The organism is Nocardia sp. NPDC004123 (assembly GCF_053603795.1).
In genome coordinates this window covers 137,206-159,971 of sequence record NZ_JBSGGG010000021.1, presented here as the reverse complement: position 1 = coordinate 159,971, position 22,766 = coordinate 137,206, and the positions used below count along the sequence as shown (strand labels likewise).

The 22,766-nt window shown below is 70.2% G+C and carries 21 protein-coding genes; 9 read left to right on the top strand and 12 right to left on the bottom strand.

The annotated features are described in order from the left end of the window. Positions 1–57 precede the first annotated feature (57 nt). Both ACWEQQ_RS29480 and ACWEQQ_RS29475 read left to right on the top strand, forming a co-directional pair. A complete protein-coding gene (locus ACWEQQ_RS29480; RefSeq protein ID WP_452350539.1) occupies positions 58–792 on the top strand; it encodes a hypothetical protein in 735 nt (244 codons plus the stop codon). 302 nt (positions 793–1,094) lie between these two features. Then, positions 1,095–2,405, top strand: a complete 1,311-nt coding sequence (locus ACWEQQ_RS29475; RefSeq protein WP_452338751.1) for an alpha/beta-hydrolase family protein — start codon at positions 1,095–1,097, stop codon at positions 2,403–2,405. Here the strand turns inward: ACWEQQ_RS29475 and ACWEQQ_RS29470 are convergent. The 3 genes from ACWEQQ_RS29470 to gatC all read right to left on the bottom strand — a co-directional run bounded on the left by ACWEQQ_RS29470 (position 2,366) and on the right by gatC (position 6,441). Further along, positions 2,366–4,357: an ADP-ribosylglycohydrolase family protein gene (locus tag ACWEQQ_RS29470; protein WP_452350538.1), complete on the bottom strand. Its 1,992-nt coding sequence runs from the start codon at positions 4,355–4,357 to the stop codon at positions 2,366–2,368. The genes ACWEQQ_RS29475 and ACWEQQ_RS29470 overlap by 40 nt on opposite strands. A gap of 318 nt (positions 4,358–4,675) precedes the next feature. Further along, a complete protein-coding gene (gene gatA / locus ACWEQQ_RS29465) occupies positions 4,676–6,145 on the bottom strand; it encodes an Asp-tRNA(Asn)/Glu-tRNA(Gln) amidotransferase subunit GatA (RefSeq protein ID WP_452338749.1) in 1,470 nt (489 codons plus the stop codon). Then, a complete protein-coding gene (gene gatC, locus ACWEQQ_RS29460) occupies positions 6,142–6,441 on the bottom strand; it encodes an Asp-tRNA(Asn)/Glu-tRNA(Gln) amidotransferase subunit GatC (protein WP_354835250.1) in 300 nt (99 codons plus the stop codon). The genes gatA and gatC overlap by 4 nt, the downstream gene beginning before the upstream one ends. 244 nt (positions 6,442–6,685) lie before the next feature. Here gatC and ACWEQQ_RS29455 point away from each other — a divergent pair, with 244 nt between their 5' ends. The 3 genes from ACWEQQ_RS29455 (at position 6,686) to ACWEQQ_RS29445 (ending at position 8,577) form a co-directional block, all read left to right on the top strand. Further along, positions 6,686–7,336: an amino acid-binding protein gene (locus ACWEQQ_RS29455; protein WP_452338748.1), complete on the top strand. Its 651-nt coding sequence runs from the start codon at positions 6,686–6,688 to the stop codon at positions 7,334–7,336. 240 nt (positions 7,337–7,576) lie between these two features. Then, positions 7,577–7,996 (top strand): hypothetical protein, encoded by a 420-nt coding sequence (locus tag ACWEQQ_RS29450; RefSeq protein ID WP_452350537.1) that lies wholly within the window; start codon positions 7,577–7,579, stop codon positions 7,994–7,996. A 26-nt stretch (positions 7,997–8,022) separates the two neighbouring features. Continuing rightward, positions 8,023–8,577: a hypothetical protein gene (locus ACWEQQ_RS29445; protein WP_452338746.1), complete on the top strand. Its 555-nt coding sequence runs from the start codon at positions 8,023–8,025 to the stop codon at positions 8,575–8,577. Positions 8,578–8,826: 249 nt separating this feature from the next. On the opposite strand, the gene ACWEQQ_RS29440 is transcribed toward ACWEQQ_RS29445, so the two are convergent. Both ACWEQQ_RS29440 and ligA read right to left on the bottom strand, forming a co-directional pair. Further along, positions 8,827–9,357, bottom strand: coding sequence for a GNAT family N-acetyltransferase (locus tag ACWEQQ_RS29440; protein WP_452350536.1), 531 nt, complete (start codon positions 9,355–9,357; stop codon positions 8,827–8,829). A gap of 264 nt (positions 9,358–9,621) precedes the next feature. Continuing rightward, positions 9,622–11,727, bottom strand: coding sequence for an NAD-dependent DNA ligase LigA (gene ligA, locus ACWEQQ_RS29435; RefSeq protein ID WP_452350555.1), 2,106 nt, complete (start codon positions 11,725–11,727; stop codon positions 9,622–9,624). 135 nt (positions 11,728–11,862) lie between these two features. On the opposite strand from ligA, the gene ACWEQQ_RS29430 reads away from it, so the two are divergent. The 3 genes from ACWEQQ_RS29430 (at position 11,863) to ACWEQQ_RS29420 (ending at position 14,180) form a co-directional block, all read left to right on the top strand. Then, on the top strand, positions 11,863–12,282 hold the full coding sequence (locus ACWEQQ_RS29430; RefSeq protein ID WP_452350535.1) for a PPOX class F420-dependent oxidoreductase: 420 nt from the start codon (positions 11,863–11,865) through the stop codon (positions 12,280–12,282). Positions 12,283–12,462: 180 nt separating this feature from the next. Then, a complete protein-coding gene (locus ACWEQQ_RS29425; RefSeq protein WP_452338743.1) occupies positions 12,463–13,704 on the top strand; it encodes an AAA family ATPase in 1,242 nt (413 codons plus the stop codon). A 62-nt stretch (positions 13,705–13,766) separates the two neighbouring features. After that, positions 13,767–14,180, top strand: a complete 414-nt coding sequence (locus tag ACWEQQ_RS29420) for a hypothetical protein (protein ID WP_452350534.1) — start codon at positions 13,767–13,769, stop codon at positions 14,178–14,180. 107 nt (positions 14,181–14,287) lie between these two features. On the opposite strand, the gene ACWEQQ_RS29415 is transcribed toward ACWEQQ_RS29420, so the two are convergent. Continuing rightward, the gene (locus tag ACWEQQ_RS29415) at positions 14,288–15,136 is read right to left on the bottom strand and encodes an SAM-dependent methyltransferase (RefSeq protein ID WP_452338741.1); all 849 of its coding nucleotides are present in this window, start codon (positions 15,134–15,136) and stop codon (positions 14,288–14,290) included. 147 nt (positions 15,137–15,283) lie between these two features. On the opposite strand from ACWEQQ_RS29415, the gene ACWEQQ_RS29410 reads away from it, so the two are divergent. Beyond that, positions 15,284–15,838 carry a TetR/AcrR family transcriptional regulator gene (locus tag ACWEQQ_RS29410; protein WP_452350533.1) on the top strand — a complete coding sequence of 185 codons (555 nt, stop codon included), beginning with the start codon at positions 15,284–15,286 and terminating at the stop codon, positions 15,836–15,838. A gap of 52 nt (positions 15,839–15,890) precedes the next feature. On the opposite strand, the gene ACWEQQ_RS29405 is transcribed toward ACWEQQ_RS29410, so the two are convergent. The 6 genes from ACWEQQ_RS29405 to ACWEQQ_RS29380 form a co-directional block, all read right to left on the bottom strand. Then, positions 15,891–16,934: a methionine synthase gene (locus ACWEQQ_RS29405; protein ID WP_452350532.1), complete on the bottom strand. Its 1,044-nt coding sequence runs from the start codon at positions 16,932–16,934 to the stop codon at positions 15,891–15,893. Positions 16,935–17,135: 201 nt separating this feature from the next. Further along, positions 17,136–17,501, bottom strand: a complete 366-nt coding sequence (locus tag ACWEQQ_RS29400; protein WP_452350531.1) for a hypothetical protein — start codon at positions 17,499–17,501, stop codon at positions 17,136–17,138. An 83-nt stretch (positions 17,502–17,584) separates the two neighbouring features. Beyond that, on the bottom strand, positions 17,585–18,706 hold the full coding sequence (gene mnmA, locus ACWEQQ_RS29395) for a tRNA 2-thiouridine(34) synthase MnmA (protein WP_364613386.1): 1,122 nt from the start codon (positions 18,704–18,706) through the stop codon (positions 17,585–17,587). Then, a complete protein-coding gene (locus ACWEQQ_RS29390; protein ID WP_452338737.1) occupies positions 18,707–19,927 on the bottom strand; it encodes a cysteine desulfurase family protein in 1,221 nt (406 codons plus the stop codon). 288 nt (positions 19,928–20,215) lie between these two features. Further along, positions 20,216–21,868 (bottom strand): alkaline phosphatase family protein, encoded by a 1,653-nt coding sequence (locus ACWEQQ_RS29385; RefSeq protein WP_379382188.1) that lies wholly within the window; start codon positions 21,866–21,868, stop codon positions 20,216–20,218. 76 nt (positions 21,869–21,944) lie between these two features. Beyond that, positions 21,945–22,742 carry a murein transglycosylase gene (locus ACWEQQ_RS29380; protein ID WP_452338735.1) on the bottom strand — a complete coding sequence of 266 codons (798 nt, stop codon included), beginning with the start codon at positions 22,740–22,742 and terminating at the stop codon, positions 21,945–21,947. Between the last annotated feature and the right edge of the window lie 24 nt (positions 22,743–22,766).

The window sequence follows — 22,766 nt, the reverse complement described above, 5'->3', positions numbered from 1 at the left end:
ACCGCTGACGTACCGGCGGCTGACGACTCGACGAGTGCCATGTCCCCCGGCCCTGGCGTGTCAGGCCACGACCGCCGGGCCCGGCAGCGCCGATATGGTGCGCTCGCGGCGGCCGCGGCGGTGATGTGCTCGGCCGGTGTGGCTTTCGCCCCTGGCGCCGGGGCCGTGATCAGCTGGCCGGGCACGCCCGAGAACGCCGCCGCCCGCAGCGGAATCCTGGAATCGGTTGCCGTGCAGCCGGATCCCGCGCTCATCCCCGAGGACTTCGTCACCACGGCCGGATATCGCCCGGTGGTCGAGTCGGGCATGCTCATCAACCCGAACGGTGACTGCTCCTCCCCCGTCCCGCTGCCCGCCGAATTCGATCTGGCCTGCAAATCCCACGATCTCGGCTACGACCTGCTGCGCTACGCGGCCGCGCACGGCCAGACGCTGGGCCCGTGGGCCCGGCAAACCGTCGACGCCGCCCTGGAACGACGCATGCACGCGGCCTGCGACGCCCGCGAGAACCCGGTCTCGCGCGCCCAATGCCAGGTCATGGCCAGCGTCGCCACCACGGCCGTCGACTTGAACTCCATCCGGCAGGACTACGGCAACCCCATCTACGAGCCCTTCTTCGAGCACTCCGGCGACGCCCCCTCCCCGGCCACCCTCACCCTCGCGGGCCTCGGACTCGCTGCCGGACTGGCCACGGCGACAACCATTCTCGTGGGTCGCACGCGCAACCGCCGGACCACCCTCGCGCATTTGCGCGGTCCCGACGCACTCGATGGCATGGCGGTGGCACGGTGACCCGCCCACCCGAGACCACCGGCGCGCGCGAGGCCGAGCTCTCCCTCCCACCGGGACATCGGGCCGAACCACCTACCGCGGCAGATCAACCCGGATTCATCCCGACTCATGCGGTAGATGCGGCAATTCCTGCTGCCGACCTCCCACCCCACGGTCGGCAAGGCCCGAGTGGCGGCGGGCGGGCGGAAGTGGTCCCCACAGCGGACGGGGAGCGGACCGGGCGTCAGGCGGGAGGCGCCGCTGCCGTGGTCCGGGATGGGCCTCGAAGGTGGCTCGGGCGGGCGAAATTCCATGCCCCACGAGTGGGGACCAGTGCCGCGGTGGCGGGCGGGACGATGATCTCGCTGGCGCCGGGGCTGCTACCGCGGACACCGTCGGCGCAGGCGATCCTGACCGCACTCGTGGTGCTGATCGGATTGGGGCTGGCGGCGATCATCCGAATGGCGCTGCGGTGGACGCGGTTCGGGATCGAGCATCTGACGCGCGGCCGAGTTCCGGCACTGATCGCGGGCATGGTGCTGGTCGGGGCCGCGATGGGCTACGCCGAACATTGGCAGAACACCTTGCGCGCCGCCATGGGAGTCGCGGGTATCGGACCCGGGTACTGGGTGCAGTGGCTGGCCTGGACCGTACCGCTCGTCGTCGCCGTGGTCGCCCTGGCACGCGGAGTGGGCTGGGTGGTGCGGAGATTGGGGCGGGTGCGCAGTATCGCGGCGGGAGTGGCGCTGCTGGTGGCGGGGCAGCTGGTGGTCGTGCCGACGGTGGTGGAGTGGCGGCGGGCGGCCTATGCGGCGGCCAATTCGTATGTGGATCCGGAGTTGGTGCAACCGGATTCGCCGACGCGGTCGGGTAGTCCGGTGTCGATGGCGAGCTGGCCGTCGCTGGGGGCGCAGGGCCGCCGGTTCGTGGCGGGGGCTCCGGCGCGGACCGTGCGGGTGTACGTCGGGTTGAACTCCGCGCCCGATCTGGATTCCCGGGTGGCGCTGGCGATCCGGGAGCTGGAGCGCACCGGCGGACTGCAGCGCCGGAATCTGGTGGTGACGGTGCCGACCGGTTCGGGCTGGATCGACAGCGATGCGGCCAAGGGTCTCGACGCCCGCTTCGGCGGCGATGTCGCCCTGGTCGGTCTGCAGTACTCCGATGCCCCGAGCTGGGTCACCTTCGTCTTCGGCCGCAGCGCCGCCGAGCAATCCGCCCGCGCCGTGTTCCGGGCCGTGGAGCAACGGATCGCGGCGCTACCGAATCCGCCGAAGCTCTACATCTACGGACAGAGCCTGGGCGCACTGGGCGGCAGTGCCGTCTTCACCGATGCCGCTGACCAGGACCGCCGCGTCTGCGGCGCGCTCTGGGCGGGCCCGCCCGCCGGGCAGGTCCAGCACGGCCGCGCGACGGTGCTGGCCAATGCCTCCGATCCGGTGGTGCACTGGTCGCCGGCGCTGCTGTGGCGCGCACCGGATCTCACCGCCACCCGCCCGGACGCGCCGGTCCCGCACTGGCTTCCGGTGATCAGCTTCCTGCAGACCACCGCCGACCTGCTGGGCGCGCTCGACGCCCCGCCCGGTCACGGTCACCGCTACGGCGCCGACCAGGGAACGGTCATGCCGGACTGCTGAGCGGCGCCGCGGAATTCGCGGGTGAAGTCGGCGGCCAGCCGTTCGATGGCGGCCGCCGCGTCGAGGCCGGCGCGCCAGGGCGCGGGGATGGCATGCACCCCGAGCCGGGCCCCGAGCAGCGCGCCGCAGACGGCCCCGGTGGAGTCGCTGTCCCCGGAATGATTCACCGACAGCAGCACACCGTTGCGGAAGATCTGTTCCGGTGTGCCGCCCACGTTTTCGGCACATACCGCCGCGCACACCCCCAGCGCCAGCGCCTCGGACCCGATGACGCCGGTGCCCAGCGGTTCCAGCAGTCCGGGCGGCGGCATGGGCCGGCCCCGGAAGGCCACGGTGTCGGCCAGCCGCACGGCCGCGTCGAGTGCCTCGGTGGTCTCCTCGTGATCGCGGTTGCGAACCAGCTGGGCCCGAGCCTGTTCCACCGCCGCCCGCACGTCCAGTCCCCGGCAGAGCCCGTACACGATGGCCGCGAACGCGCCCGCCGGCAGCCAGCCGCTCGGATTGCCGTGGGTAAGTGCCGCCGCGTCACAGGCCAATTCGAACGCGTACTCCAGCGAGGGCATGAACCCGCACGACGCGGATCGCACGGTGGCCGCACAGCCCTTGGAGTCGTTGATCGGATGATCGCGGGTGCCCAGCGGAATTCCGGGCTGCTGCCGCGCCGCCACCCGCAGCATGGCCGAGATGGTCGTCTGCGTCGGCCCCCGATAGGTCATCAGCTCCGGATATCCGGTCAGCCCGCTCTGCAACGGCACCGGCTGTTCCGGCACCGCCGCCTGCCCCTGCCCGCGCAGCCACACCAGCAGGTTCTCCTGGATCATGCCGACCGCGGCGGCGGTGCCGCGCTCGCGCGCCCGGGCGCTGCGGATGAGCGCCTCCATGGTGAACAGCGCCAGCTGCGTCTCGTCGGAGATGCGGCCCCGGTAGCCGCTGCCCGCCCCGGTGACGCCCTGGATCCCGTAGCGCTGCTGGATGTTCGGCAGCAGCATGGTCTCGATCGGCGCGCCCAGCGCGTCCCCGACGGCGCCGCCGAACAGACAGCCGAGCACGGTGTCCTGACGCGGCAGCCGGTCCGCGACCAGCCCGCGCGGCCGCCGCACCAGCGACACCGGTTCGGCCACCGTCTCCCAGGCGGATTGCGCGAATTCGAAACAACTGTCGTAGCGGTCGCGCGGATCCTTGGACAGCGCCTTCCGCAGCACCGCGTCCAGTTCGGCGGGCAGCTCGGGCCGCAGCAGGCTCACATCGGGCGGCGGCGACTGCAGATGCCCGAGCATGACGGTCGCGATATTCGGGGCGTCGAACGGCCCGCGCCCGGTGAGCAGCCGAAACAGCGTGCACGCCAGGGAATACTGGTCCGAGCGCGGCCCCATGGGCGCCGAGGTGAGCTGTTCCGGCGAGGCGTAGGCCAGGGTGGCATTGAGCATGCCGGTGCGGGTCAGGTGCGCGGTGTCATCGAGGACCCGGGCGATGCCGAAGTCGCTGAGCAGCGCCCGCTCGGCGAATCCGGCGCCGATGCCGCCGGAGCGGGACAGCAGGATATTGGCGGGCTTCACATCCCGGTGCAGCACGCCGCGCCCGTGCGCGTAATCCAGTGCGGCCGCGGTCTGCACGACGATCTCGACTGCCCGGTCGGGGCTGAGGTCGTAGGGATCGATGGAGGCGCAGTCGACCCCGTCCACGTACTGCATGGCGATCCACAGCTGCTCGTCGTCATCGCCGCGGTCGTAGACGGTGATGATGTTGGGATGGTCGAGCTGGGCGATGACGTCGGCCTCGCGTTCGAACCGGAGGCGAGTCTCGTTCTCGCCGAACATCTCCCGGTGCAGCAGTTTGAGCGCGATGAGCCGCGGGAGCCGAGGGTGGCGGGCAGCGTAGACCGAACCCATTCCGCCACGGCCCACTTCGCGCTCGATCACGTAGCCCGCGAAGACTTCGCCGCGTCGCAACATCCCCAAGAAAACCCTTCACACACGCCGAACCGCTGCCAGCCTACCGGTCTGGGCCGACAAGCCGCAGGCATTGCCCGATCGGCCGGACGCCGATCGGGCAGAACCCGACAAGTCGGGCAGCGGGCAACCCGGACGGACAGCGCCGGGTCCGTGCCGGTGGACAGGGACGGCCCCCGCCGGTGGATACCGGCGGGGGCCGAATTCGCTTGCGGGACCGCCTCGATCAGGCTGTCGACACAGCCTGGATCAGGCCGTCGACACAGCCTGGATCAGGCCGTCGACACAGCCTGGATCAGGCCGCCTTCATGACCTTCGCGCTCAGGCGATGGGCCCGCGGGCCGCCTCGTAGGCCGCGCCGACCCGGTAGAGCCGGTCGTCGGCCAGCGCCGGAGCCATGATCTGCAGACCGACCGGCATGCCGTCGTCCGCGCTCAGCCCGGACGGCACCGACATGGCGCAGTGCCCGGCCAGGTTGGTGGGCAGCGTGCACAGGTCCGAGAGGTACATGGCCAGCGGGTCGTTGACCTTCTCGCCCAGCTTCCACGGGGTGAACGGGCTGGTCGGCGAGACCAGCACGTCGACGGTCCGGTAGGCCTTGTCGAAGTCCTGCGCGATCAGGTTGCGGACCTTGTTGGCCTGACCGTAGTAGGCGTCGTAGTACCCGGCCGACAGCGCGTAGGTGCCGATCATGATGCGGCGCTTGACCTCCGGGCCCAGCCCGGCCTCACGGGTCATGGACATGACCTGCTCGGCCGAGCGCGAGCCGTCGTCGCCGACGCGCAGGCCGTACCGCATGGCGTCGAAGCGCGCCAGGTTCGACGACACCTCCGACGGCAGGATCAGGTAGTAGGCGGGCAGCGCGAATTCGAAGTGCGGGCAGGACACCTCGATCACCTCGGCGCCCAGTTCCTTCAGCTGCGCGACCGCGGCGTCGAAGGAGGCGATGACGCCCGGCTGGTAGCTGTCGGAGTGAAGTTCCTTCACCACACCGACTTTCAGGCCCGTCAGGTCTCCCTTGGCGCCCGCGCGGGCAGCGGCGACCACCGGCGGCACCGGCACATTGCGGGAGGTGGAGTCCTTCGGGTCGTAGCCCGCGATCACCTCGTGCAGCAGCGCGGTGTCCAGCACGGTGCGGCCACACGGGCCACCCTGGTCCAGCGAGGACGCGCAAGCGACCAGGCCGAAACGGGACACGGTGCCATAGGTCGGCTTGGTGCCGACGGTCGCGGTGACCGCGGCCGGCTGGCGGATGGAACCGCCGGTGTCGGTGCCGATGGCCAGCGGCGCCTGATACGAGGCGAGCGCCGCGGCGGAGCCGCCCCCCGAACCGCCCGGAATCCGGTCGGTGTCCCAGGGATTGCGGGTCGGGCCGTACGCCGAGTTCTCGGTGGACGAACCCATGGCGAACTCGTCCATGTTCGTCTTGCCGAGGATCGGGATGCCCGCCTCGCGCAGCTTGGTGGTGAGCGTCGCGTCGTACGGCGACACCCAGCCCTCCAGGATCTTCGACCCGCAGGTGGTCGGCATGTCCGTGGTGGTGAAAACGTCCTTGAGCGCCAAGGGAACACCGGCCAGCGCCGAGACCACCTTGCCGCCGGCGACCTGACGGTCCACCTCGGCGGCGGTCAGCAGCGCCTGCTCGCCGGCCACGTGCAGGAAGGCGTTGATCTCCCCGTCGACCTCGGCGATGCGCTGGATGTGGGCCTCGGTGACCTCGACCGAGGAGACCTCGCGCGTGTGGATCTTGTCCGCGAGTTCGGCCGCGGACAGCTTGGTCAGGTCTGTCATTCGCCCTCTCCCAGAATCTGCGGAACCATGAACCGCTGCTCGTCGACGGCCGGCGCCATGGCGAGCGCCTGTTCCGGAGTCAGGCAGGGCTGCTCCGCGTCCGGGCGCGTCACATTGGTCTCCGGATTCGGGGATGCGGTGGCGGGCACGTCCGCGGCGGCGACCTGCGAGATCTGTGCAACGTGGGTCAGGATGGAATCCAGCTGACCGGCGTACAGATCGAGTTCGTCGTCCGTCAAAGCGAGCCGGGACAGCCGGGCGAGGTGAGCGACCTCGTCCCTGGAGATGGCGGGCACCGCGGGACCCCTTTCGGCATGGTTCGAGCTTGGTGATTGGCCATTCGACAGCCTAGTAGGTCGCCCCGAGCCAGCGGTCGCAGGTGTGCGCCAGACCTGGCACCATCAATGTGTAACCGATGGGTAAGTGGCCCGCGTCACAGGGAATGGTTCGATTCGATAACCAGCTCTCGAGGGTGTAAGTATTGCGGGACTCGGGTACCCGTCCGAAAGTTTCGGTCGCACAGTAAAGAAAGGAAGGCACGTGTCTTATCTGCTTCGCGTGCAACTTCCGGATCGCCCAGGGAGTCTCGGGTCGCTGGCATTGGCGCTGGGTTCCGTCGGCGCGGACATCCTCTCGCTGGATGTCGTCGAACGCGGCGACGGCTTCGCGATCGACGACATCGTGGTGGAGGTGCCCTCGGGCGCATTGCCCGACACCCTCATCACCGCGGCCGAATCCCTGCACGATGTGCAGGTCGATTCGCTGCGCCCGTACTCCGGGATGTTGGACACCCACCGCGAACTCGAGCTCATCGATCAGGTCGCCAATGCGCGCGACGATCGTTTGCAGGTGCTGGTCGACGGCGTGCCGCGGGTGCTGCGGGTGGGCTGGTCGACCGTGATCGACATGGGCCCGCAGGGCGCGTACCGCGTGGTTGGCTCGCAGAGCGCCCCGTCGACCCAGGCGGCGTCGGCGCCGTGGATGCCGCTGGAGAAGCCGACGGTCCTCGACGGCGAGGCCGACTGGCTGCCGCAGCTGTGGAAGGACATGGACACCAAGCTGGCCGCGGCGCCGCTCGGCAATACCGGCAAGGTGCTGCTGCTGGGACGTCCGGGTGGTCCGGATTTCCGGCCGTCGGAGGTCGCGCGGCTCGGCTACCTGGCCGGCATCGTCGCCACCGTGCTCGGCTGAGCCGCACCACCTTTCTCGCACCGCGTTTCACGCCCCCTCCGGAGATCCGGTGGGGGCGTTCTCGTCTGCCCGGCCGCTGTTCACCGTGCCGTATCTACGTACGAACTTAGTAGATTCACAGGATTTACCTACTATTCATCTACGTAGATGATCTACGGTCTTACTTAGTAGATAAGTCACCGACGTGACCAGAACCGGCAAGCAGATCAGCAATGACGCCATGCAGAGAGGCAGGACGCCATGCCGCAAGCCCATCGATCACGCCCGACCCTCCGACGCGCAACCCTCGTCCTGACCCCCGTGGCCGGACTGGCCGCAGCCCTGCTCGCAGCCGGGCCCGCCACCGCCGAATCCCAGTCCCGCGGAACCATTTCGCCCGGCGCCTCCGATTCGGCCGGACCCCGATCCGGCGGCGGCCGGGGCACCATCACCCACGGCGACGACCCAACCGGCATCCACGCGAGCGACCCCTTCGGCCACCGCCACTCGGACATGAATCCCGTTCTGCAGAACCAGCATCCGCGCTCCCCGGGCAAAGTCCCCGCCCCTTCGCCGCAGCCGTTCGACACCGGGGCGGGCAACTCGTCCGTCTGGACGCCGTCGTGGAACGCCGACGGCTCCGGCTACACCGTCTGCCCCCCGCTAGCCAACTACTGCTGACCCCGCACCGAGCCACGGGAGCCCCCATGCCGAAACCCGCGACACCCCCGCCGACAACCACCAGCACCCGTCGCCTCGGGCGCGTGGCCGCCGCGCCCCTGGCAGCGGCGGCGCTGGCGGTCGCCGGTCTTCCGCTAGCCGCGGCCGCCGAGGCCGAACCGAGCGAGCGCAAGTCGCGCGCCGGCGCCGGATGTCTCTGGGCGGGAACGACCCACCCGCAGGACAGCACCGTGGTCGCGGGCGGCACCACCTTCCGCTGCGGAACCCAGTCGGGCGCGCCGTACTGGTTCGCCGGGGCCGCCACCGATCGGCCGAGCACGGTTCCGGCCCCGGGCGCGACCGCCAGCCCGGTCGGCCAATTCAGCGCCGGCGCAAGACAACCCGGCACCAGCTACACCGACTACTGCGTCGGCAACCAGCTCATCCCGGGCACCGACGATGTGTACCAGGTGGTCCGCCTCCCCGGCGACGTCATGCTCTGGAAGGCCGCACACCCGATCTCGCAGTGGGACTTCGACAGCGCCCGCCCCGCCCCGACCTGGCGCACCGCGTCGCTCTGCATCGACGGCGTCCTGACCTGAGCGGGTGCAGCCCGCAATCCCGGCGCGTTCGCGGACGAAATCCACCGCCCGAGATCGCGGCCCGAACATGCCGGGATGACAGACACTTCCGTCGCCGCTTCCCCGGGGCATCGCCCGCGCACCCGTCGCGGGCCCGCGAGGTTGGCCGGTTCGACCGCGTGACGGTCGAGCCGGTCCGCCGCGGCCGGTCGGTGAGTCCGCCGCCGCCCTTTGCCCAATCGACGATGCCGGGCGTCCGGCCCGGCCAGGTCAGCGTGCCGCAGCGATCTCCAGGCGCATCACCGTGAGCTGCAGGCCCGAGTCGGTGCGCCAATCTCGTTCCGGGGCATGGGCGAAGCCGAGCCGGTCGTACATGCGCCTGGCGTCCTGCATGGTCGGCATGGTGGTGAGCACCACCGCGTCGAAACCTTCGGTGCGGGCGGTATCGATCACCCGCCCCATGAGGGCGGTCCCGATTCCCAGCCCGCGGGCCCCCTTGGACACCGCGAGCATCCGGAACTCCAACTCCCCCGGCCGCGCGATATCCGCGAACGGCGTGCCGGGCCGGGCCATGGTCAGCGAGCCCAGGAGCTCGCCGTCGCGGACCGCCACCACAATCTCGGCCGCCGCCGCCCGGGTGGCCGTATCCGCCAGCTCCTCGACATAGGGGCTGCGCGGATTCACGTGCCCCTCACCGACATACACCTCGACGGTCAGCTCACCGATGGCCGGGTAATCCCCGGGCTCGGCCACCCGAATCTCCACGCGGCCGTCCCGTGACCGCTCACTGCGCACATTCATCACCACAACTCCATCCTCAATACCGCCCCGCCGCACGCGATTGCCTTTACCGATCGCCCCGCCCGGGCGATCGTGTCGGCGAGCTCCCCGGCATAGAGGCCCGGCGGATTCGCGCACCCCTCACCGGCATACACCACGACGATCAAGTCGCCGATGGCCGGGTAGTCCGCCCGAAATCTCTACGACCCCGAGCGCATTGCCGATCGCCCCCGCACCGGGCGCGTACGCGGTTGCACGAGGCGCCGCGCCGGTGCGAATCGATCTCTAGGACACCGCCTCCGGGCTCTCGGACTCCGGTTCCGGGACTTCCGACACCGCCTCCGGGCCGCCCTCGAGCAGTTTCACGAAACCTGCCTCGTCGAGGATGGGGACACCCAGTTCCTCGGCCTTGGCGGCCTTCGAGCCGGGTGCGTCGCCGATCACCACGAAAGCGGTCTTCTTGGAGACGGATCCGGCCGCCTTGCCGCCGCGGACGAGGATGGCCTCCTTCGCGCCGTCGCGGGTGAAGCTCTCCAGCGAGCCGGTCACCACGATGGACAGGCCCTCCAGGTTGCGCTCGATGGACTCGTCGCGCTCGTCCTCCATCCGGACGCCGGCGGCGGTCCACTTGTCGACGATCTCGAGATGCCAGGGCACCGTGAACCATTCGGTGACCGCGGCGGCAATGGTGGGGCCGACGCCGTCGGTGGCGGCCAGTTCCTCGGCCGAGGCCTCCCGGATGCGGTCCATGCTGCCGAATGCGGTGGCCAGGGCCCGGGCCGCGGTGGGACCGGCATGGCGGATGGAGAGCGCGACCAGCACGCGCCACAGCGGGCGGTCCTTGGCGGACTCCAGGTTCTCCAGCAGGCGTTTGCCATTGGCCGACAGGGTGCCGCTCTTATTGGTGAACAGCGTGGTGGTGAGCAGCCTGTCCTCGTCGAGGGAGAACAGGTCGCCCTCGTCGGCGATTGCGCCCGACTTCAGCAGGTCGATGGCGGCCTCGTAGCCCAGCGCCTCGATATCGAACGCGCCGCGCCCGGCCACGTGGAATACCCGCTCCCGCAGCTGCGCCGGACAGTACTGCTGGTTGGGGCACCGGATATCGGCGTCGCCCTCCTTGGCCGGGGCCAGCTCGGTGCCACACTCGGGGCAGTGCGTCGGCATCACGAATTCCCGCTCGCTGCCGTCGCGGGCATCCACCACCGGGCCCAGCACCTCGGGAATCACGTCCCCGGCCTTGCGGATGGTGACGGTGTCGCCGATGAGCACGCCCTTGCGCTGCACCTCGGAGGCATTGTGCAGGGTGGCCATGGCGACGGTGGAGCCCGCCACGGTGACCGGCTGCATGACCGCGAACGGCGTAACCCGGCCGGTGCGACCGACATTCACCTGAATGTCGAGCAGCTTGGTGGTGGCCTCCTCCGGCGGGTACTTGTAGGCGATGGCCCAGCGCGGCGCGCGCGAGGTGGAGCCCAGGCGGCGCTGCAGGCTGAACTCGTCGACCTTGATGACCTGGCCGTCGATCTCGTGCTCGATATCGTGGCGGTGCTCGCCCCAGTAGTTGATGCGGTCGACCACCGCGTCCGCGCCCTGCACCCGGATCGTGTGCGCCGACACCGGCAGACCCCAGGAGGCCAGCGCGCGGTAGGCCTCGAACTGTGATTCCGGCGCGAAGCCCGCCAGCCGGCCGAAGCCGTGGCAGATCATGCGCAGCCGCCGCCGCGCCGTCACCGCTGGATCCTTCTGCCGCAGCGACCCGGCGGCGGTATTGCGCGGATTCGCGTACGGCGCTTTGCCTTCCGCGACGATGGCGGCGTTGAGCGACTCGAAGTCGGCCAGCGTCATGAACGCCTCGCCTCGCACCTCCAGGAGCTTCGGCACCGGGAACTCGTCGCTGTGGATGAGCTCGTGCGGAATGTCCTCGATGGTGCGGGCATTGAGGGTGACGTCCTCACCGGTGCGGCCGTCGCCGCGGGTGGCGCCGCGCACCAGCTTGCCGTCCTCGTAGACGAGGTTGAGGGCGACGCCGTCGATCTTCACCTCGCACACGTAGTGCAGATCGGTGCCGGCATCGGCCTCCACCTTGGCGATCCACTGCCGCATCTCGTCCTCGTTGAAGACGTTGTCCAGCGAGTACATCCGCTCCAGGTGATCCACGGGCTGGAATTCGGTGGTGAAGCCGCCGCCGACCAGCTGGGTGGGCGAATCCGGGGTGCGCAGATCCGGATGCGCCTCCTCGAGCGCCACCAGGCGGTTGAACAGCTCGTCGAACTCGCCGTCGGAAATGATCGGCGCGTCCCGCACGTAGTAGCGGAACTGGTGGCCGCGAACCTCCTCCGCCAGCCGCTGCCACTCGACGCGCTCGTCCCCGCTCGCCGCGGTGATCTCCATGCCCGATTCGCTCACACCAGGCACTCTATCCCGCCCCGCCGACAGGTTCGATCACCATTCCCGCACGTCGCACGCCTGATGCGAGGTTTTTCCGGACTCGGGAACACGCCCGCAACCGGCCGGGTTCCACTCGGTATGGACCTCGCCAAGGCAGTCGATTTCGCGCGCTCCCACCGCAAGTCGGTGCTCACCACGATTCGCCGCGACACCCGTCCGCAGCTCTCCAATGTGCTGCACTGGGCCGGCGAGGACGGCATCATCCGGATCTCCATCACCGCCGACCGTGCCAAGTACCACAATCTGGTCCGGGACCCGTGGGCCGCGCTGCACATGAGCAGCGACGACTTCTGGTCGTACGCGGTCATCGAAGGCGAGGCCGAGGTCTCCCCCGTCGCCGCCGATCCCGGCGACGCCACGGTCGACGAATTGGTCGCCTACTATCGCGCCCTCAGCGGCGAGCACCCCGACTGGGACGACTACCGCCGCGCCATGGTCGCCGACCGCCGCGCCGTCGTCCGTCTCGCTCCCGCCCGCGCCTACGGTCTGCTCCGCTGAGGTTCGCGCCCTGCTCCGCTGCGGTTCGTGCACACCGGCATTCGGCCGCGGCGCGGTCCGTGCCGGTCGCCCCGGTTTCGAACCCGGATATCGCGAAAGTTGCCCTCCGGGTGCCGCCCTCGCGGAATGCCCGAATAAGGTGAGTCGCATTTCCGACCCGCGACCGGCAGGATGTCCAGGGTGTTGCGTAGTTTTCAGGTGTCGAATCATCGGTCCCTCGCCGAACCGCAGGAACTGCGGCTGACCCGGGGTAGCGGGCCGGTCGCCACACCGGTCACCGCCGTCTACGGGACGGCCGCTACCGGCAAGACGGGCCTCATCGACGCGCTCGATCGCATGCGCGACGCCGTACTGAATTCGGTCACCGGGTGGGATCCCTACTCCGGTCCGGTTCGGACGCCGCACCTCGGATTCTCCGATCGCCCTTCGGAATTCGTGGCGAACTTCGTCGCCGAGGGGTGCCCGTACACCTACGGGTTCCGGCTCGACAATGCCGACGTGGCCGCGGAATGGCTGCACTCGCATCCGCACAATCGCAAACGCGTGGTGTTCGAGCGCGCCGGCGACGACATCCGCATCGGGCCCATGTTCGAGGCCGCGCGCTACGGGCTGGGTGCCGTGGTGCCGCTGGTGCGCCCGAATGCCTTGCTGCTCAGCCTGTCCGGGCAGCTGTACGCCGAGCCGCTGGTCCCGGCCTACCGCTGGTTCCAGTCGCTGCTGGAAGTACAGTGCGGGCAGCCGGATCCGCAGGAGGTCGCGCACCGGGTGGGCTCGCACATCTCGCGCTCGACCGACCATGCGGTGCGGCTGCTGACCCTGCTGCGCTCCGCCGACCTCGGCATCACCGATCTACTGCTGCCGTCCGACGACCCCATGTACGCCGACTACCTGCGTGACCTGGACACCGATATCGCCTCCACCACAAAGGAAATCGAGTCCTGCACGGTCTCGGCGAACTACGCCGAGGAGATGTTCCTCGAGCACGGCATCACCGTCACCCTGTTGCAGCGCGAACTGGCCAACCTCTATGCCGCCCGGGACGCGCTGTACTCCCGCATGGTGGCCCGCCGCGGCGTCGGCCTGGGCCTCACCCACGAGGGCATCGAAACCGCTTTCGACATCACCGACGAGTCCAGCGCCACCCTGGCCATGCTGCGCCTGCTGCCGCCCATGCTCGACGCTCTCGACACCGGCGGCGTGCTGGCGGTGGACGATATCGACGCCGCCCTCACCCCCGAGACGGCCGACAGCCTCATCCAGCTGTTCCAGAATCCCGAAACCAATACCCAGGGCGCGCAATTGGTCTTCACCACCGCCAACCGCACCCTGATCGACCGCGGCAACGGCCGCTCCCAGTCCAAGCGCACCACGGTCTGGCAGCTGCGCCGCCACAACGGCATCTCCGAACTCACCGCCCACTAGCCGCACCGGTCGTCACCCGGCCCCGGCCGGGCATGAACTCCACGCCGCCTAGCATGGAGTTCATGCTCCTGCAGCTCATGTTCGTCCTGCTGATCGGCGGCGCACTGGCCGCGGCCCTGGTGTACTACCGCCGCGGCAACGGCGGCGGCTCACGAGCCTTCCCCGGCGACCCGCTCGCCGCCTCCTGGAACGCCTCCCCCGCCGGCCTCGAATCCGGCACCCTCCACGTCACCGGCGTCAGCCCCCGCCCCGACGACCTCGGCGAGCAGTACGCCACCATCTCCGGCAGCATCTCCGGCCCCACCGTGTTCGCCCACGAGGTCTACGGCCGCTTCGCCTGGGACGTCGGCAACTGGCCCTCCATCGGCGACCAGATCCCCGTCACCTACCCCTCCGGCAAGCCCGACAAATGGCAACTCGACCACCCCGGCGCCCGCCCCTACTTCGGCTCCAAACGCCCGAAGAACCAGGGCTGAACGCACCTCGGTTCCCGTTCCACGCCGCACGCCGGGGATAGGCCGGACTACCTCGTATCTCGAATGAAATCCGGCCTCGCAACCAAGTTCGATTTGGCCGGCAGGGCTCAACGGCGGATGGCGGCGATGGTGCCGATGCGGGGGTCGAGGGGGGTGGTGGGGCGGGGTAGGTGGGCGGTCATGTCGTTCCAGGTGCGGAGTTCGGTGGTCCAGCCGATGGTGTTGAGCCAGTGTTCGATGTCGGGGTCCTGGGTGGGGGTGGGTCGGGGCGGTGGTGGGGCGTCGTCGCCGGAGACGAGGCGGCGTAGGTCGCGGTACCGAGGGGCTTCGCGGTCGATGAGCATGCGGCCTGCGCCGAAACGGCTTCCGGGGGCGGACAGTTCGGTGAGGGTCAGGACTACCTGGCGGTTCCAGTCCCGGTCGAGGTAGCCGAGGGAGCCCTCGTCGACCCAGCAGGTCGGGACGGTTGGGTCGAAGTCGGTGTCGAGCAGGCTTTTTCGCCAGTTCTCGCGGAGGTCGGCGATGACTACGTGGCGGTGGCAGGTGGGGGTGGCGGCGGTGGCCGCCAGGACCGGTTCCTTGAAGGCGAAGAGTTCGGGTAGGTCGATCTCGTAGATGTGCAGGGCGGGTGGGAGGTCGAGGCGGTAGGCGCGGGTGTCCAGACCCGCACCCAGGAGGACGATCTGGCCGCAGCCGGCCTCGATCGCCTCGTGGAATCGTTCGTCGACGAGGCGCACGCCGATGGTGCGGCCGTCGTAGAACTGGTCGGCCAGGGCTTCCATCCGCGCCCAGCGTTCGGGGTCGAAGCCTTTGCGGGCCGCGGCGACGAAGTCCTTCGCCTGCGGGTCGTCGTAGAGACGATCGTCGCGTTCGGATTCCCGCGCCCGGATGATGGCGACCCCGATGGCGGTCACGGCTACGCCGTCAACCGGCACTGTCGCTGCTGTCTCGGTCATGTCCTGCTCCCCACTGCGCAAAGTAACTTGCCGACCGGCTAGGTATCTGCCGGTGACGGAGACGCTAGGCTTTCCCTTGCCGGTCGTCAAGCAAAAGGGGCCGGTCGTCAAGAGAACAAGCGTGGGGGGTACCGAGGGAAGGACTCGATGGACGGGCGTCGCAGTGATACGCGGGAGCGGATTCGGTCCGTCGCCATGGAGCTGTTCTCCGAGCGCGGCTATGAGAAGACCTCGCTGCGCGAGATCGCCGAGCGCCTGGGCGTCACGAAAGCCGCTCTCTACTACCACTTCCGGACCAAGGAAGACATTGTCGCCAGCCTGTCGGAGGATCTGCGCGGCGGCGTCGACGAGATCGTGCAGTGGGCCGAGGCCACGCCGCCGGGGCCGGATCGGGCCCGCGAGATCGTGATTCGCTACGGCGCGCTGCTGCACAGCCTCGGCAAGGACATGATCCGGTTCTGGCACGAGAACCAGCCCGCCTTCCGGGACCTCGGCTTCGGCACCAGCCTGCGCTACCAGTTCCGGGTGCTGGCCGACCTCATGACCGCGCCGAGCACGCAGCCGCTGGCCACCTTTCACGCCCGGCAGGCACTGCTGGCCATCAGCTGGAGCCTGTCCATGATGGGCGATCTGGAGCTCTCCGACGAGGAGAGCAACCAGGCGGCGGTGGCGATCGCGCTGGACATCCTGACCCGGATGTGAGCCGCGCCCGCCGGAACACCCTGCGGCACAGCGTCACGCTGTCACCCGGCCTTCACTCGAAGGTGAGCGACTCCGGCTCCTCGGCGTAGGCGCGCGCGGTCTCGGCGGCCAGGCTCAGCGCGCGGCGCGCCCAGGACAGCGGGGCACCGGCCAGGCCGCAGGCCGGGGCGACCAGAATCTGCTCGGCCAGCAGGCGCCGCGGGAAACCGAGCCGATCCATCAGGCGCACACCGGGTTCCGCGATATCGCGCCAGGTGACAGGTGCGGCCGGGGCGGTGGTGGGCACCAGCCCGAGTACCAGATGCTTTCCGCTGTCCAGCAATTCGCCGATCCGGTCGAGGTCGGGGGTGCCGATGGCGGCCATGTCGAAGCCGACCGCGGCGGCCCCGCTCTTGCGCAGGAACCCCAGGGCGGGCCGGTCGGCGCAGGTGTGCACCAGCACCGGCACGGACTGGCTGCCGGCGACGATGTCCAGGATGTGCAGCGCCTCGGGTTCGGGCATGGCGCGCACCGTGTTCAGGACGCTCACGCCCTTCAGTGTGCCGTTCAGCACGGCCGTCAGGTCCGGCTCGTCGATCTGGAGCACGACCTGCGCGCCCAGCCGCTTGCCCACCTCCGCCACATGATTCGCGATGCCCTCGGCCAGCGACTCCGAAAGATCGCGCAGCGCACCGGAATCGGTCAGCACACGATGCCCACCCGGCAGCTCCACCTCCGCGGCCACCGACAGCGGCCCGGCCACCTGCACCTTCACCGGATGGCCGGAGCCCGCGAAACCGCCGGTCTCCCAGGCCTCTTCGAGCGCGTCCAGATCGGTGCGCAGCAGATCGTGGGCCCGCCGCGCGACCGCGCCCGGCCGCGCCGCCAGCCGATATCCGCGCGTGGTGCTGTCGAACTGCATGTCCACCAGCAGACCCGATACCCGTCCGACCATGTCCGCGCCCACGCCGCGGCCGGGCAGTTCGACGAGATGCGGCAGCTGTCCCAGCTCCCCCACCACGGTCGCCGCCGCCTCCCGCGGATCGGTCCCGGGCCAGGAGCCCACGCCGGTCGCGATGCCGCCGCGCAGTACCGCCGTGTTCGTGTCGTCAGTCATCCCAGCCATCCCGTATCACCCGGCCGTCCGTTCCGAAAACCCCTCGTACCAACCGAACTCGTGACCTCGACGTCGACCCGGCCACCCGGCGTCCGCTCGCCCCGTTTCAGAGGCGTCGACGAACTCCCGCCCGGACCGAACCGGATCGCGTGCGAGCCGTCGCGCACTGCGCGGCGAAGCGGGCTGCCGAGCCGCGCGAGGTCACTCGTCGGCATCGCCGCGTTCGGTGCGGCTGCTCGAATTCGTGTACCAATCCCAGCAGGTCACGTTGACGAACCAGTCCCAGGTTTTGCCCGCCCGCTCGGCCACGTCGCCGGGCCCGGTCGCGGGGCGGCCGCGCTCGGCATACGGTGTGACCTTGACGACCACGCCGGCCCGTGCCCGACCGCGGCCGGCGCCGTGCGCCGCGTCCGTTTTCCCGTCCGGGTCGGGTTGCGGCTCGCCGGGCCGGAATTCGCCGGTGTCGGTGCGGGCGATCTGCTCCGGCGCGGCGCTGCCCGCGGCGTTCCGGCCGAGCCTGGCCCGCCCCGGCGCGCGGCGCGGGCGCAGGCGCAGTGGCTGCGGCATTCCGGTGCGCCAGACGACCCGGGAGGTCGATCGAATCTGCGCCGCTACATATGATTTCGCGCGTCCGCGCGTGTGGCGGTCGCTCACCGGGCGCTATCCGAGACCAGTTCGCTTGCGTACGAATGAGGTTCGCGTTCGGTGCCGGAGATGGTGCCGCTGCCCAGCACCTCGTCCCCCGCCGGGTCGGGGCGGTAGAGGACCACGGCCTGGCCGCGGGCCACACCGGTGAGCGGTGCGCGCAGCCGCACCACCAGACCGCCGTCAACGGCCTCGGCGACGGCCGGGGCGATGCCGCCGTGGGCACGCACCTGGGCCACGCATTCCACGGGGCCGGAAGGACTTTCACCCGAGGTCCAGATGGCGCGGTCGGCGCGCACCGTCCATACCTCGAGGTCCTTGGCCGAGCCCACGTGCACGGTGCCGGTGTCCGGGTCGATGCCGGTCACATAGCGCGGCTTGCCGTCGGCGGCCGGGCCGGGCAGGCCCAGGCCCTTGCGCTGGCCGATGGTGAAGCCGTGCACGCCCTCATGGTCGGCGAGCTTGGTGCCGTCGGCGTCGAGCACCGCGCCGGGGCGGATGCCGATCTTGGCGCCCAGGAAGGCCTGGGTATCGCCGGAGGGGATGAAGCAGATGTCGTGGCTGTCGGGCTTGCCGGCCACCGCCAGCCCGCGCTCGGCGGCCTCGGCGCGGATCTGCGGCTTCGGGGTGTCGCCGACCGGGAACATGGCGCGCGAAAGCTGTTCGGCGGTAAGGACGGCCAGCACGTAGGACTGGTCCTTGTCCTCGTCCACGGCCCGGCGCAGCACGCCGTCCGCGAGCCGCGCGTAGTGCCCGGTGACGACGGCGTCGAAGCCCAGGGCCACCGCGCGGTCGGCCAGCGCCGAGAACTTGATCTTCTCGTTGCAGCGCAGGCACGGGTTGGGGGTCTCACCGGCGGCGTACGCGGCGACGAAGTCGTCGATCACGTCCTCCTTGAACCGGTCGGCGAAATCCCAGACGTAGAACGGGATTCCGAGCACGTCGGCCGCCCGCCGGGCGTCACCGGCGTCCTCCTTGGAGCAGCAGCCGCGCGATCCGGTGCGCAGCGTGCCCGGGTTCGCCGACAGCGCCAGGTGCACGCCGACCACCTCGTGTCCGGCGTCCACCGCGCGGGCGGCCGCCACGGCGGAATCCACGCCACCACTCATCGCGGCAAGTACTCGCATCTAGAAGCCTCCCTTCGCTCCGGCCAGTCCGGCCGCCTTCGCCCGTTCCACCACCTGCGGCAGCACTGCCAGCAGGGCATCGATATCGGCGTCGGTCGAATTGTGTCCCAATGAGAATCGCAGGGATCCGCGCGCCAGCGCCGGTTCCACGCCCATGGCCAGCAGCACATGGGAGGGTCCGGCCACACCGGCATTGCACGCGGATCCGGTCGAGCATTCGATCCCGGCGGCGTCCAGCAGCATGAGCAGCGAGTCGCCCTCGCAGCCGGGGAACGTGAAGTGGGCGTTGCCCGGCATGCGCTGCGCGCCGGTCGCCCCGTTGAGCACCGCGTTCGGCACGACGGCGCGCACGCCCTCGATGAGCCGGTCCCGCAGCCGCTCCAGGTCCATCGCGCGCACGGCCAGGCCGGCCACGGTCTCGCGAATCGCGGCGGCCAGGCCGGCCGCCGCGGGTACGTCCGAGGTGCCCGAGCGCAGATCCCGCTCGTGCCCGCCGCCGTGCAGCAGCGGCACCGCGGGCACCTGCCGCCCCAGCAGCAGCACGCCCGCGCCGTGCGGCCCGCCGACCTTGTGCCCGGCGAAGCTGGCCGCGGCCAGCCCGCTGGCGGCGAAGTCGATGGGCAGCTGCGCCGCGGCCTGCACCGCGTCGCTGTGCATGGGCACGTCGAATTCCTGTGCCACCGCGGCCAATTCCTGGATCGGCTGGATGGTGCCGACCTCGTTGTTGGCCCACATGACGCTCACCAGTGCCGTCTCGGCGGCGTACTCGGCCAGCGCGTCGCGCAGCGTGCGCGGCGAGACGATGCCCTGGGCATCGCACTCCAGCCACGTGATGCGCGCGCCCTCGTGCTGCTCGAGCCACTCCACGGTGTCCAGCACCGCGTGATGCTCCACCGCGCTCACCAGGATCCGGTTCCGCCGCGGATCGGCGTCACGCCGCGCCCAGTAGATGCCCTTGACGGCGAGATTGTCGCTCTCGGTCCCGCCCGAGGTGAAGATCACCTCCGACGGCCGCGCCCCCAGCCCCGCCGCGATCGACTCCCGCGCCTCCTCCAGCACCCGCCGGGCGGCCCGCCCGGACCCGTGCAAGGACGACGCGTTCCCCGTCATCCCCAGCGCAGCGCACATCGCCTCGACAGCGACCGGGAACATGGGTGTCGTGGCCGCGTGATCGAGGTAGACCGTCTGGGCACCGACCGGACCCGGGAAAGCCGACTTCATGACCGTCCAAGGATAGCCGCCACCGTCGAGACGATATTCCCGCCATGCCCGCAGCAGCTCCCGCCCCCATCGTCGCGACCACCGCGCCCGCACGCTCCGCCTCCGCTCCCGACGCCGGCCTCCCGCCGCCGACCACCCTGCTCGAGTCCTCCATCAAGGCCACGAATCGGCGACGGGCCGGGTTCGCCCGCGTCCCGCCCGGTCCGTTGATTCACCCGTGCGGCCGGGTGCGGAACGGCCCGCCGGATCGGACCGGCGGGCCGTTGTGGTCGTGTGATCCGAATCGGATCAGCCCAGGTTCGGCAGTTCGCGCACGCCGTGGGCCTTGGCGGCGTCCAGCTTCTGCGGGTTCTCGTCCAGCAGCTTCAGGATGGTCGGGGCGATCTGGGTGGTCTGCACGGCGTCGGTCACGACCGTCTTCTTGGCGCCCGGGCCGGAGACGATCAGCGGGACATTGCGGTCGGCCGGGTTCGCGCCGCCGTGTTCGGCGATCTTGCCCTTGCCACCGGTGTAGACGGTGCCGACCTGTGCGACGCCGACCAGGTCGGGGTGGCGGGGGTCGTTCTCCGGGGCACCCAGGTACGAGGCGGCGTCGGCGCCGGCGTGCACCTCGGTCAGGCCGGACTTGGTGTACGCCTTCGGGTTTCCGCTGATGTCGTTGCCGGTGCCGTTGTTGGCCAGCAGCCACTGCTTCGCGAAATCGGCGGCCGCCTGCGAACGGTCGTTCAGCCACAGCAGCATGGCGTCGTCGTTCACGCTGAAGGCGACCAGGTCCTTGGTGGCCTCGGGGTGCTTGGCCTTCCAGGCGGCGTTGAGGGCGGTCATGATCGGGCCGTCGTCGATGCGGGTCAGGTCGCTCGGCTTGGTGGGCGACTGGCCGTGCTTGGCGGAGACGATGACTGTGGTGTTCTTGTCCTCGCCCTTGGTCTTCAGCTCGCCGAGCAGCTTGCCCAGCTGGCCGTCGACGTAGTCGAGCGCACCGGACAGCAGCGCGCCGGGGGTCACGCCGTCGGCCTGGTAGCCACCGGTCATGCCGTCGGAGGTCGGCAGCTTCTGCGCGACGGAGACGGTCTGGAAGTTCATGCCGAAGACGGCCGGCTCACCGACCTGCTTGGTGTGGCCGTGGTCGTAGCCGTCGATCTCGTTGAGGACGGCCTGCACCTTGTAGCCGTCGTACTGCTGGGTGGACTTGTCGTCCTTGGTCCAGTCCTGGCCCGCGATCGGGGAGTTGGAGTTGATCTCGGGGGTGAAGAGGTCGTCGATGGCGTTGCCGGCCTTGCCCTCGAGGATCGAGTAGGCGGGGTGCTTGTCCGACCAGGCGGTCAGCTTGCCCGCGGCGTGCAGGACGTCGAAGACCGAGTTCACCTGGAGGTACTGGCTCGGGTAGACCGGCTTGCAGGTGGCCGGGTCGACCGGCATGGCCGCCGGGTTCAGCAGGGAAGCCGGGTTGCCAGTCATGCCCAGGATGCTGCCCGGCAGGCCCGCCAGGCCCTGGCCGGCATCGATCGAGTTCTGGTTCTTGTCCATCGCCTCGGTCATCGCGACCTCGGCGCCCTTCGGGGTGTGGGCGCAGTCGGTGGTGCCGGCGGGCAGCAGGTCGTGATTGAAGGTGTCGTCGTAGTAGACGCCCGACTGTCCCGCGGTGGCGCCGGTGAACTGCGCGACCATGCCCGGGAAGGAGTCCGACGGGTTGGTGGTCTGCGCGTTGGTGTACTCGGCGCCGTTGTTCGCCAGCGAGGCCAGCGCGGAGTTCGGGTGCTGCTTGACGTACCACGCCAGGTCCGCCTGGTGCATTCCGTCGATCGAGATCAGCAGCACGTGGTCGGCGTCCTTGCCCTGACCGGTCTTGCCGCCGGGGGCGGCATGGGCGATACCGGCGCCGGTACAGACCAGCGCCACCGCACCGGCGGCAGCGGCGACCCGAATGCTCTTGCGGGACATGAATTCCTCCTGATCACGCGACACCGAACTCTGGTGTCACGGCGTTATTGCGGATGAAGTGATCGAAAGACAGCGGTCAGGCGTCGTAACCGGTTGCGGCAGTGCGTACTTGGCCGACATAGACCGAGGAGTGGTTGTAGGCGAGGATGGCCTGCCGCCAGCCCGCGGCGGTGGCCAGATCGCCGCCGGCGGCACACAGGTAGCGGCCCGCGGCCAGCGCGGCGTCGTCGATATTGTCCGGGTTGCCCGACAGGTCGCCGGTGGCAACGGGTTTGGCGGCCTCGAGCGCATCGGCGAGGGCGCGATAGTCGGCACCGGCGCGAACGCCCCAGTGCTTCCAGGTGTCCGGGATGAATTGGAACGGGCCCATGGCGCGGGCGTAGACGGTGCGTCCGGCCCGGGCGGTCGAGGCGGGATCGAGGATGACGGCATTGCCGCCCGTGCCGTTGAGAGCCACACCGCGGATCGGCGGCTGCACCAGGCCGTCGGCCGCGATGGTGGCGCCGCCGAAACGGGCGTGATCGCTTTCCACGCGGGCGATCCCCGCCAGCGTGGTCCAGCCGAGGTGGCAGCCGGGCTGCGCCTTCGCCAGCACGACCGTGGCGTATCCGTACGCCTCCAGCGCGCGAAGCGGGATGCCGTCCTTGTCGGCCCGTGGGCGAGCCCACTCGCGGAGCTGGTCGAGCTTGTTGTCCATCGCGTCGAGCCGGATTTTCGGGATCGGGCCGCCGGAGCCCGGAGGAGCGGGTTCCGGCGCCCGGCCCGGCCCCGCGGCACACCCGGCCACGGTGAGCGCGACCGCGGCGATGAACAGGGGCAACCGAGCCCCGCCCAGGCCCCGGCCACCCGTGCCGGGCACGTACGAATTCGTCATGGTTCCGCGAAATTCACTGGTGCG